The organism is Telluria antibiotica (genome assembly GCF_011682055.1).
Classification (GTDB): domain Bacteria; phylum Pseudomonadota; class Gammaproteobacteria; order Burkholderiales; family Burkholderiaceae_D; genus Telluria; species Telluria antibiotica.
In genome coordinates, this window is record NZ_JAAQOM010000026.1 from 64,596 (window position 1) to 76,410 (window position 11,815).

6 protein-coding genes and 2 pseudogenes are annotated in these 11,815 nt (G+C 63.3%); 6 read left to right on the forward strand and 2 right to left on the reverse strand.

What is annotated here, in order from left to right; genetic code table 11:
- The first annotated feature begins 59 nt into the window (after positions 1–59).
- The 6 genes and pseudogenes from HAV22_RS29255 to HAV22_RS31900 form a co-directional block, all read left to right on the forward strand.
- Positions 60–2,159 (forward strand): GDSL-type esterase/lipase family protein, encoded by a 2,100-nt coding sequence (locus HAV22_RS29255; RefSeq protein WP_166864864.1) that lies wholly within the window; start codon positions 60–62, stop codon positions 2,157–2,159.
- Between the two features lie 17 nt (positions 2,160–2,176).
- Positions 2,177–2,824, forward strand: a complete 648-nt coding sequence (locus HAV22_RS29260) for an NF038129 family PEP-CTERM protein (RefSeq protein ID WP_166864867.1) — start codon at positions 2,177–2,179, stop codon at positions 2,822–2,824.
- A gap of 13 nt (positions 2,825–2,837) precedes the next feature.
- Positions 2,838–3,419 carry a PEP-CTERM sorting domain-containing protein gene (locus HAV22_RS29265; RefSeq protein WP_166864869.1) on the forward strand — a complete coding sequence of 194 codons (582 nt, stop codon included), beginning with the start codon at positions 2,838–2,840 and terminating at the stop codon, positions 3,417–3,419.
- Positions 3,420–3,450: 31 nt separating this feature from the next.
- On the forward strand, positions 3,451–7,026 hold the full coding sequence (locus HAV22_RS29270; protein WP_166864872.1) for a pectinesterase family protein: 3,576 nt from the start codon (positions 3,451–3,453) through the stop codon (positions 7,024–7,026).
- A gap of 171 nt (positions 7,027–7,197) precedes the next feature.
- Positions 7,198–7,689 (forward strand): annotated as a pseudogene (locus tag HAV22_RS31925) (IS66 family transposase); the annotation flags it as partial.
- Positions 7,690–7,875: pseudogene (locus tag HAV22_RS31900) on the forward strand (transposase domain-containing protein); the annotation flags it as partial.
- 35 nt (positions 7,876–7,910) lie between these two features.
- On the opposite strand, the gene HAV22_RS29280 reads toward HAV22_RS31900, so the two are convergent.
- Positions 7,911–9,752 carry an NPCBM/NEW2 domain-containing protein gene (locus HAV22_RS29280; protein WP_166864878.1) on the reverse strand — a complete coding sequence of 614 codons (1,842 nt, stop codon included), beginning with the start codon at positions 9,750–9,752 and terminating at the stop codon, positions 7,911–7,913.
- A gap of 54 nt (positions 9,753–9,806) precedes the next feature.
- Positions 9,807–11,369 carry a family 43 glycosylhydrolase gene (locus HAV22_RS29285; RefSeq protein ID WP_166864880.1) on the reverse strand — a complete coding sequence of 521 codons (1,563 nt, stop codon included), beginning with the start codon at positions 11,367–11,369 and terminating at the stop codon, positions 9,807–9,809.
- Positions 11,370–11,815: the final 446 nt, after the last annotated feature.

Consider the following 11,815-nt stretch of genomic DNA (forward strand, 5'->3'; position numbering starts at 1 on the left):
AGTCGGCGTCCTTAAGCACTATCAACTGGTCTGATAACAACAATTGGAGACAAAGGAAGATGAAGCGCTTATTTATTCGTTTAGGCGGCACGTTGACCCTGTCCGCCGGCTTGATCGCCTGTGGCGGCGGAGGTGGGGGTGGTTCGACGTCGGAGTCCCCCAAATTCCTCGCGATGGCGGAATCGTCCGTTACGACGACCGTGGCCAGCCCAGTCATTCATATGCTGGGGGATTCGACGATGACGATGTATACGGAGGATCGCCGTCCGCAAATGGGCTGGGGCGAAGCAATGCCCCAGTTTTTCGATTCGACGGTCAAGGTCAACAACTGGGCCCTCGGTGGCCGCAGTTCGAGAAGTTTTTATTACGAAGCCACGCGCTGGCCCGCCATCCTCCCGAAAATCAATGCAGGCGACTACGTGATCGTCCAGTTCGCTCACAACGATCAAAAGTCAGGCTCCGATTACGCCACGTATGGCACGTATGCCTTCTGCAGCGATGGCACCACGGATGGCGAGGCATGCGTGGGCCGGCCGGACAAGGTCGACCCGACGGTCGACATCTCGGAGCACTCGTACTATCAGTGGCTGAAAAAATACGTCCAGCAGATTCGCGCAAGAGGCGCCAATCCGATCCTGATGTCCCCCATCGTGCGCAAATACTTCAGCGGCACGACGATTACACCGACTGGACAGCACAATGTCGGCATCATCGGTGGAGAAACCTATGCCCGCGGAGATTATGTCGCGGCAATGAAGGCGCTGGCGGTCAAATATTCGGTTCCTTTCGTCGATATTACTGCCGAGACCAAGAAGATCGTGGAAAGCTACGGCGACGCGGCGGCGACGGCAAACCTTTACATCGCGGCGGACAGCACCCACCCGCAAGTCCTGTTTGCCAATCTGATCGCCAAGCGCGCGGTCGAGGGGATGAAGAATCTCAATATTCTGAATGACCATATGGTACCGGTCACCTCGCTCATCGCCAGCCCGGGCACATTGGACTTTTCCACACGCTACGTGGGCATGCCGACGACAAAAAGCGTGACGCTGTCCGCATTCGACCTGGCGCCGTCGTCGGGAACGGTCACCGCGACGGCCCCGGCGAATTTTGCGCTATCGCTGGATAACATCAACTGGACACAGAGCGTCAGCATTCCTTTTGCCAACGGGGCATTCATTCAACCGCTGGCGGTCCGGTTCACGCCGGGTGAAGCGAAGAGCTATGGCGGCAATGTCAGCTTTACCGTCGGTAACGTGCCTTTGACTACGACGTTGGCTGTCCAAGGAACAGGTATTTCGGCCGCCGGGGGCATCGCCTCGTATGCCAGCTGGTTTACCGCAGGCGCCTCGCTATCACCGATTACCGATGGGCTTGTTACCGGCAGCAATGCAAGCGTGAACGGGCTCATTGCGCAGACGTCAAAGGTGATTGCGGTCGATGGCCAGGACACGACGGTTGCGCGCTACGTGGCCGATTCGCCGGTGCGTAATGACAACCAGTACCTGCAGTTCGCCGTCTCGCCCGGCTCCGGCACTTTTACGGTCGACACGATCTCCGCCTACCTGACCAGCAGCGGTGGATCGACGGTGGTCGCCGATATCGAATACTCGCTGAATCCGGATTTCTCGGGTTCGACCAGGCTGAATGCCGCGCCCTTGAAATTCGTGAAGGACACGTTCACGGCCAGGCTCGTCTACCCCGTCGTTGTCCAGGTACCGAGCGGCGGCACATTGTATGTCCGCGTGTTCCCGTGGAATACGGCCGGCACCCTGGGAAAAATGCTGGCCGTTTACGGCGTCAAAGTATCGGGAAGCGCAAAGAACCCGGAGCCGACGTTCGTCGACGGCACATCCGGTTTCTCATTGCTGCGCTCGGGCCTGACATGGAATCGGATCACCAATAAGTACACCGCATCGATCACCTTGACCAATACGAGCGGGACAACGCTCACGGGACCGTTTCAGCTGGCGTTCAATCATCTCACCGCCGGGGTCACGATCGACAATGCCAGCGGCATGCACGACGGCGCCCCTTACATTACCGCTGCTTCCGCTTCGCTCGCGCCCGGGGCATCGCTCACCGTGCCGATCATCTACAGCAATCCAAACAAGGTCGCCATCGCGTATACGAATTCGATTTACATCGGCACTTTCTAAATCCAGGAAACTTAATCATGCGTAATGTAAAAACTTTCGTTCCGCAATGCCTGCTCGCATGCACGCTGTTTGCACATGGGGCTGCGCAGGCTGTCCCCAGCTACCACGTCACCGTGAACACCGCTGCTTATACCGGCCAGGCGCTGATGGATTTCACCTTCCTGGCAAATGCGGGGGCCACGCCGGCAACTGCCGTGCTGAACAACTTCATCGGCGCGTTCGGCCCGGAGTTCGATCGCTCCACCGGGGTGATCGGCCTCGTTCCAGGGCAGGTCTCGCTCGGCAATCAAGGCGGAGGAAGCTATTTCACCCAGTGGGTCAGCCTGGGAGGATTGTTCGGCTTCGACGTGCATTTCGACGGAGCCTATGCGAGCACCAAGAACATCGATGCGTCGCAGTTCAACGCCACTTTGTATAGCGGCGACTTCGGCGGCTACATCGGCGCAGACGGCAGTTTCGCCGCATTTGAATTGCTGCCGCTTTCCAATGGTTCGCCAGGCCAGGTGCTGGTCTCGTCACCCAACGGCATGGGCACGGTGAGCGACGTTCCCGAACCGTCGGGATTGTTTTTGGGCGGATTGGCCATTCTCGGCGTCGTTCAACGGCGCAAGCATCGCCGCGTGCAGGCATCGGGACATGCCCCGGCAATCGGTCACGACATGTAAGTCAGGAGCATCGATGAAAACAATCATTCTGAAGACCCTGGTATTGGCAACCCTCGCCGCCGGGCAGGCCTACGCGGCGCCCATTTCCCTGGACAATACCGCCAGCATCACCGCGACGTACAACGGCAAAGCCGAGGATGTTGTCGGACTCGATCACGATTTCCAGGTTGAAGCAGGCAGCAATACGACCACGCTTGACCCGACCAACGCCGGCGTCGAATTCCTGACCGCCGACGCCTTGTTCGGGTTCGATTTCTCGACAACCGGCCTGCTGACCGTCTACAACAACCTGCCGGCCGCCAGCAACGCCGATTACCGTCTGACCTTCGATTTCGGCAGCGGCCTGGCTGCCCCGATCACCAGCTTCACCCTGGTCGACGGCAGCGGCCTGGTGAGCGGCATGCCGGGCCTGACGATCCTGGGCGACCACGGCATCGGCTTGGATTTGAGCGGACTCGTCTGGACCGATGGCTTCGGCCAATTCAGCGCCCGGCTCGGCACCGCCGATGTGCCCGAACCGGCGACCGCGGCCCTCGTGCTAGCCGGCGCGGCCGGACTGGCAACTGCCCGCCGCAAGCGTACATCGCGCGCCTGATCGACGACCGTACCTTCCAAGGAGAATTTGAATGCGAAACCTGAATGTCAGGGCGGCGCTGCGCGCGACTGCCCTGCTTGCTGGCGCCCTGTGCGCGGCAAGCACGATGGCGACCATTGCACATGGCGCGACGACGGACCCTGCCCGCGCGACCGCGCCTCCCGATGGCTGGGCCAGCCAGGGCGGCGGAACCACGGCCGGCGCCAGTGCCACCGCCGACCAGATCTATACCGTCACCAACCGCGCGCAGCTGCTCGCCGCGATCGCCAACGGCGGTACGACACCGAAGATCATCAAGCTGTCCGGCATCGTCGACATGACGGAAGGGAAGCCGTACACGAGCACCGCCGACCAGTCGGCGCGCGGCGCCATCCGCCTCAGGAACAACACGACCCTGATCGGCGACGGCGCCAATTCCGGCCTCGTCAACGGCCACATCATCCTGTCGAACGTCAGCCAGATCATCATCCGCAACCTCAAGATCCAGAACCCGTGCGACGTCGAACCCGTGTGGGACCCGACGGACGGCTCGACCGGCAACTGGAACGCGGCCTACGACGGCATCGGCATCTCGGGCTCGGACCACATCTGGATCGACCACAACTCGTTCACCGACGCGCCGGTCACGGACAACTTCCTGCCGATCGAGAACGGCCACGTGAAGCAATGCCATGACGGCGCGGTCGACATCACCAACGCATCCGACTATGTGACCGTGTCGTACAACGTGTTCGGTGAACACGACAAGAACAACTTGATCGGCTCGAGCCCCACGGCCACGGCGGACGAGGGCAAGCTGCGCGTCACCTTCAGCAACAACGTGTTCCGCGCGATCCAGTCGCGCGCGCCGCGCGTGCGCTTCGGCCAGGTCCACCTCTTCAACAACTACTACACGGGCAGCAAGACGGCCGACGTGTACAAGAACAGCTACAGCGTGGGGCCCGGCGCGAACGCGAAGATCCTGTCGAACGCGAACGTGTTCGAGATCGCGGGCGCGAGCGGCTGCGACAGCGTGGTCAGGAACCCGGGCGACGCCGTCCCCGGCACGTTCAAGGACACCGGCTCGCTGCTGAACGGCGCGGCGCTGGGTGCGTGCGCGGTGTCGAACGCGACGACGTGGACGCCGCCGTACGCCTACACGCCGCGCCCCGCCGCCCTCGTGAAAGCGAACGCGCTGGCGCAGGCCGGCGGCGGCAAGCTGTCGACCGCGATCACCGGCACGGGCAAAGTCACCGTCGACACGGGCCCCGTCCTGAACTGCCCCACGACCGGCCTGTACTTCTGCGACGACTTCCAGGACGGTACGACCGACAAATGGGACCTGAAGCCGGTCGCGGGACCAAACGGCAGCTTCAGCGTCGTTCCGGAAGCGGCCGGCAGCGCCAGCAAGGTGTTGCAGTACACGGCCGCCACGACCGGCGGCGTGTTGGCCCTGGTCAAGCCGAGCGCATTCACCGGCGTAGCGTCCCCGGACTACTACCTGGAGGCGCGCATCCGCCCGATGACCAACGGCGCCACCAGCACCAAGCAGCTCTACCTGATCACCCGCTATGTCGATGCGGGCAACTGGTATGGCGCCGGCCTGAACGTGCAAAGCAGCACCACGAGCACCCAGGTCGAGATCGCCAAGATGCTGAACGGTTCGCTGAGCCGCGTGGCCCAGGCGAGGTCGCCGATTGCCATGGACGCCCAGTTCTATACCGTGCGCTTCGAGCTGATCGGCAGCAAGCTCACCGTCTACCTGGACGGCAAGAACATGGGCTCGGTGACCGATGCGTCGTTCGCGCAACGTGGCCTGATCGGCCTGTACACGACCAACAAGTCGTTCCAGATCGACGACGTGCACGTGGGCGACCCACGGATGAAGCCCGTCCAACTGACCCTGAACCCATCCACCCCGACCTACACGGCGGAAGCGGGCGACGCGCCGACACGCATCACCGTCACCGCCGTCGCCGCCGACGGAACGGCCGACAGCTTCGCGGTCAGCTCCAGCAATCCGGACGTCGTCAGCGCGGTCGCCAGCGGGAATACCGTCACGCTGACGCCGCTGTCAGCCGGCAGCGCCAGCATCGTCTTCACGAGCGGTTCCGAGTCCACGCTCACCCGGACCGTCACGGCCAGCGTGGCGCCGCAATTCGTCCAGCCGACCCAGACTTACCTGCTCCAGGGCGTAAGTGCTCCGGCCGCGCGGGCCGGTGCGACCAACATCGATACCGTGCTCAAACTCACCTTCGACAGCCCGCCGACGCTGGGCACGAACGGCAGCATCCGCATCTTCCGCATGGCCGACGATACGCTGGTGGACGTGATCCGGACTCACGGCGAGACAGATGCGATCGGCTATTCCGGACAGGCTGTCGTGCGGCGCGTGAACACGGCGCCGATCCGGATCGAAGGCAATACGGCGACCATCGCACTGCACAGTGGCAAACTGGACTACGGGACCGAATACTACGTCGCCATTGCGGACGGCGTATTCACCAATACGACACTGGGCGGCACGCCTTTCGTCGGCATCGGCAAGCCGGCCGGCTGGTCGTTCACGACCAAGGCAGCCGCACCGAGCGCCAGCACGATCACGGTCGATGACGACGGCGATGCGGATTTCCGCACGGTGCAGGGCGCGCTGAACTACGCGATGCAGAAGTTCTCGAAGACCGCGCCGGTGACGGTCAACGTGAAAAACGGCACGTACGACGAACTGCTGTTCTTGAACGGCAAGGACAACGTCTCGATCAAGGGCGAAAGCCGCGACGGCGTCCTGATCCGCTACACCAACAACGACAGCCTGAACCCGGGCACCGGTGCGAGCCAGTCGGCGACCACGACCGGTTCCCCCGCCGGCGGGCGCGCGGTGATGCTGATCGAGTCCTCGGATATGCTGGTGCTCGACAATCTGAGCGTGAAAAACACGACCATTCTTTCACCGTCGATATCGGGCCAGGCGGAAACGCTGTACTTCAACAGCGACACGCGCATGGTGGCGAAGAACGCCAGCTTCTACAGCGAGCAGGACACGCTGAACCTGAAGGGCTGGGCATGGTTCTACAATACCCTCGTGGCCGGTAACGTCGACTTCATCTGGGGCGGCAGCCATGCAGCCCTGTTCGAGAACAGCGAGATCCGCAGCGTCGGCATCAGTACCAGCGCGACCGGCGGCGGCTACGTGCTGCAGGCCCGCGTGCCGTCCGCCAGCGACATCGGTTACGTGTTCCTCAACAGCTCGCTGACCCATGGTCCAGGGCCCGGCCCCAATCACGGGGATATACCGGCGGGCGCCACGTACCTGGCGCGCAGCCCAGGGGGCACAGCGTCCTGGGACAACATCGCTTTCATCAACTGCAAGATGGATACGCACATCGCTGCCGCCGGGTGGGCCGGCCTGGGCGTGAACGGCCAACCTGCGCCGAACCCGACCGTGCCAAACGCCAGCTCGGGCTGGCGCGAGTATGGCAGCACGACATTGGCCGGCACACCGATCGACCTGCGCATGCGCGTGGGTGGCTACACGCTGAGCGATGCCGAAGTTGCGGACAGGTTCGCGACCCGCGCAAAAGTGTTCTCGGCCTACGGCAACGGTGTGGGCTGGGACCCGCAGCCGTAAGCAAAGCGCGAGACTTGGGAACGCCCCGCACGCCCGTGGGGCATCTTTCTTTTAACGCCGTGCAAAGGTAACCGGTTCGTGAGCGGCGTTGTATCTTTCGATTTCTCATCCCGGCACAATCCCTTCGCTTCCGAAATCGCTAGTCCGGCCGTGGGATTGACTGCGCCGGAGATGAGTGCTTTGCTCGACGCGAAGGAGCGCGAAATCGTCCGCCTGCGCCGCCAGGTGGCGTGGTTCCAGCGGCAGATTTTCGGGCAGAAGAGCGAGCGCCGGATGCCGGAACCGGAAGGCGTTCAGGGCACGCTCGGCGAGGCGTTCGACGTCGTTCCCGATGACGTGGCGCCAGCCAAAGAGACGAAGATCGCGGCGCACGAGCGCGTATCCAAGAACAAAAACAAGCACCTTATCGACGGCAACGGTGACGCGGCCCTGTTCGTTGACGAATCAAAGGTGCCGGTCGAGGTCATCGCCATTGCCAATGATGAGGCGGCGGGACTGGACCCGGCCGACTTCGAGGTGATCGGCGAAAAGGTCAGCTTTCACCTGGCCCAGCGCCCGGGCAGCTACGTCATCCTCAAGTACGTTCGCCCGGTCATCAAACTGCGCGTTGATCAAACTCTGTCGTGTCCGCCAGCGCCGGGAGGCGTGCTGGGCGGTTGCCGCGTCGCGATGGGTAAGAAGAACTGGCTGTTCAGTTGGAGCGAGCTGGGAGAAAAGCATGTCGGCATTGTGCGAAGCCTGTTGGCGACTTGTCGGGTGCACGACATCAATCCGTACGACTACTTCGTTGACGCGTTGCAGCGTGTCAGTCAGCACCCAGCGTCCCTGGTGCATCAGCTTACGCCGCGGCGTGAACGCTTATGGCAAGGGCTTGGCCTGATCGTTTAACGCATCAGCCGCGCATCCGCCCAGGTGGCGAGGACGACACCCGCCTCCCGGTCCTTGCCCTCGACCACCAGCTCCAGCGTGTCGACGCCCCGCACCGGCACGTCGATCTCCACCGGCTGCGTTCCGGCCTGCTCGAACAGCAGCTTCCCGTCGCCGTACACGCGGAAGGTCAAGGGCCGGGCCGTGTCGTCATTGGCTCCCGCCACGGTGCGGAAGCGGCTGAATTCCTTGTCCAGCCGTACTTCCAGCCGAGAATCGCTCAGCACGCCGATGCCGTTGTCGCGGCGCTTGCCGCCGACCATCAGCGGGGTTCCCGCCGGCGATGCGTTCACCTGCGCAGGCACCCACGAGGCAAAGCGCAGGGCCGAGATTTGCGTGCGGCCGTCAGCGGCCACGTTGATTCGCGCCGGCATCTCGCCCAGGTAGACGCCATTCTTCAATTCCGGCAAGCCCCGCACCAGCAGCAGGCGCGTTTCGTGCGGCGCCAGTTCGGCGCTGATGACGCCCCGTTCCACGGCGCGCTCCTGGCCCGTCCACAGGTCGCGCATGGTCGCGGGCGCGGCCGGGTCGAGGTTCAGGCGCGCCAGCGCCACCGACAGCGCTTGCGGATGGGCGCTCCGGTTGACCAGGGCGAGCGCCTTGGTCCCGGCCTGCGCCATGCTCTTGACGAGCGCCTCGGTGTCCGCGGTCCGGGCGACGATCACGCCCTGGTTGCCGGCCGGGTCCTGATTAACGGCGATGACGTCGCGCTTGCCGATGATGTCGAGCACGACGGGTGCCGGCTTGGACAGGTCCGCGCCCAGCACGAGCGGCGCGTTGATGATGGCCCACAGCGACATATGGGCGCGCGCCTCCACGGGGTGGTCGGCGTCGAACTCGCCGAGGCCCACTTCCAGCATGTCCGGGTCGTTCCAGTGGCCGGGGCCGGCGTACAGCGCACGTCCGGCGCTGCTGTCGAAATTGTGCAGCATCGACCACCAGTTCGCGCTGATATCCTGGCTCGTGCGCCACATCTGGCCGTAGTCCTTGCCCCAATCGGTCACGTGGACCTCGCCCCAGTTGCAGATGGACAGGATGAAGTCGCCATCCGGGCGCACGGCGTCGATCGCCGCGCGCAGGTCGGCGTACAAGCGCTCGACCACCTTTGGTTCGGACAGGTCCGGCCGGTTGCGCACCATGTAGGGGCCCAGCGCGCGGTAGGTGCCGTCCTTCACGAACGGCTTCTCGGCCTGGAAGTCGGCCACGCCGCAGGCGTCCACTTTCACATAGTCGAAGCCCCACTCCCCGTAGAACAGGCGCATGTCTTGGGCTTGGTAGCCATAGGTGCCGATCTCGCGCTCCTGCCGCGTGCCGACCGGCAGGTTGGCCCCGTGCTCATCCCAGGATTGGGAGCAGGCGTTGCGCCCGATGTCCGTGTACAGGCCCGCCTTCAGGCCCATCGAGTGCAGGCGCTCGACGTATGGGCGGAAGCTGGTTCCGCCATCGGGCAGGGCCGCGCTGGGGAACATGCTGGTGCGGATCTCGATGCGGCCGTCGGCACGGCGCTTGAGCCACCAGCCGTCGTCCATGTTGACGTAGCGGTAGCCGGCATCCGCCAGGCCCGTGCTCTTCAAAACCTGTGCCACCGCCATGATCTTCGCTTCCGTCACCTGCGTGTGGAAGGCGTTCCACGGATTCCAACCCATCGGCGGAGTCGCGGCCGTCGCGACCGGCCGCACGGAAAACCTGCCAGACGGGCGCAGGTTGGAGGCAGCGTTGTCGGCGTGGACGGCGGGCGCGCAAGCCGCCAGGGCGAGGACGGTTGCCAGGCGGCGGTGGGTCAGGTGGCGGATAGTCATGTGGGTCACAGAAAGCGGGAAGCGATGGTCAGCGGATGTCGCTTGGTTGTCGTTTTAATTGGAGAGAGCCTGGTAGCGGAAGTCCCGGAAGCGCACTTCGCCCTGGCCGGCCGCATAGATCGCCGGCCGTAGGCTGATGAAGCCATCGGCCACGTTGTGGTGGTAGCCCGACACTTCGATGACGGGGCTGTAGCGCGTCCATTGCTTGCCGTCGGCGCTCGTGTAGATCGTCACGATGTTGTGGTCGTTGACGAGCCGCAGGCGCAGCTTGCGCGGCAGCGCCGCCTTCTGGGGACGGTCCATGCCGTAGCGGCGTGTAATAAAACCGTCGCGGTCGAAGCCGATGCCCGCGTACAGCTTTTCGTTGTAGAAGACGAGCAGGCCGGCGCGCGCGTTCCCGCTGATCTCGGCCTCGACCTCGACCTGGTAGGCCTGGTCGCCGGCGATGAATGCCAGCGGGGCGCAATCCTGCGGCGAGGTGCCCTTGCCCTGCACGACCAGCGTCTTGTCTTCATAGCGCACGCGCGCCGCGTCCGCGTCCGTGCCCTGGTAGAAGCCCCACTGCACGCCCATCTTGTTGGTGCTGAAGTCGTCGGATAAGGCCATCCCATGCGGGACGGCCTCGTTGCCCGGTTTCGGGATGGGCTTGGACACGTCGACGCCCGTCGACTTGAGCCAGCCGTCGGCCGTCCATTCGACGGGTTCGAGCAGCGTTTGCCGGCCCAGCGTCCAGTAGCCGTTCTCGTAAGCGTGGTAGACGAGGTACCACTTGCCGTTCGGGCCTTCGACGAGGCTGCCGTGACCCTTGGACCACCATTTCTCGTCGCGACTCCACGTGTGCACGATGGGATTGTACGGCGAATTCTCCCAAGGACCGTCGAGCGACTTCGCGCGCGCGGACACCACCATGTGGCTCGTGGGCGGCCCCGCCGTGCCGCCTTCCGCCACAAGCATGTGGTAGTAGCCGCCGTGCTTGACGAGCTTCGGGCCCTCCAGCGCGTACGCGGTCACGACCCAGTCGGCCGGGTATTGCCAGCCCGCGTAGACTTTCTTCTGCGGTCCGGTGACGGACAAGCCGTCGTCCGACAGCGGTACCATGCCGCCACCGCCCATGAACAGGTAACGCTTGCCGTCCTGGCTCACCACGTGGCCGGGGTCGATATCGCCGATCTTGAGGTCGATGGGATCGCTCCACGGGCCGCGGATGTCGTCCGCATGGATCACGTAGTTGGTCGTGTGCCCATCCTTCAGTCCAGGGAAGTAGATGTAGTAGCGGCCCTTGTACTTGACGAGGTCCGGCGCCCACACGGTGCCCACGTTCTTGCGCAGCGCGGCGCCGATAGGTTCCCAGTTCACCAGGTCCCGCGAATGCCAGAGCAGCAGGCCGGGATAGCTGAAGAAAGAGGAATGCGTCATGTAGTAGTCGCGGCCGTCCTTAAGGATCGTCGGGTCGGGACGGTCGCCGGCCAGAATCGGGTTCAGGTAGCTCCCGTTGCCCAGGTCAGCCTTGCGCTGGCCTTCGATGCCGCGCATCCAGGTAGCATCGGGTGTGGAGGTTTGGGCGGCGTGCGCGCCGGCGCAAAGCAAGAGGAAAGCAAGGAGCAGTGAGAGTCGCATGGAATGTCGTTTACCTGGAAAGGAAAGGCCGCGGCCATTCTTGCCATTTTGATGTAGGTGCCTGGCCTCCGCCTATCTTATGCACGAAACGAAGTATGCAAAAAAGTGATGCTGGCTTTCATTGACTAAGCCGGTCTTGAGACCGCTCAGATAGATAACATGCCGCTCACGAACCGGTTAGGTGCAAAGAAGTTGTTGTCCGACCGGACTTTTTGTTCAAGTGGCCTGCTGCCGGTTTCACGAACACAGAATCAAGATGGTCGACGCGCGGCTCATTTAGTTGCGCGCTCGATATAGACCAGAGCGGAACGGGAGTCGAGAGCCTGTCAGATTTTCTGTGTGGAACGGGGTCATGAAATAATCCGGAAAGGACTGTTCCATGACCGAAATAATGACCACGAAGAAGCCCAAGAAACAGAAAGCACCATACCCGTTCCCGGTCGAGC

Excerpts from the sequence above, each read along its gene's own strand:
- HAV22_RS29255 (WP_166864864.1), top strand. The coding sequence starts at position 60 with ATGAAGCGCTTATTTATTCGTTTAGGCGGCACGTTGACCCTGTCCGCC.
- HAV22_RS29260 (WP_166864867.1), top strand. The coding sequence starts at position 2,177 with ATGCGTAATGTAAAAACTTTCGTTCCGCAATGCCTGCTCGCATGCACG.
- HAV22_RS29265 (WP_166864869.1), top strand. The coding sequence starts at position 2,838 with ATGAAAACAATCATTCTGAAGACCCTGGTATTGGCAACCCTCGCCGCC.
- HAV22_RS29270 (WP_166864872.1), top strand. The coding sequence starts at position 3,451 with ATGCGAAACCTGAATGTCAGGGCGGCGCTGCGCGCGACTGCCCTGCTT.
- HAV22_RS29280 (WP_166864878.1), bottom strand. The coding sequence starts at position 9,752 with ATGACTATCCGCCACCTGACCCACCGCCGCCTGGCAACCGTCCTCGCC.
- HAV22_RS29285 (WP_166864880.1), bottom strand. The coding sequence starts at position 11,369 with ATGCGACTCTCACTGCTCCTTGCTTTCCTCTTGCTTTGCGCCGGCGCG.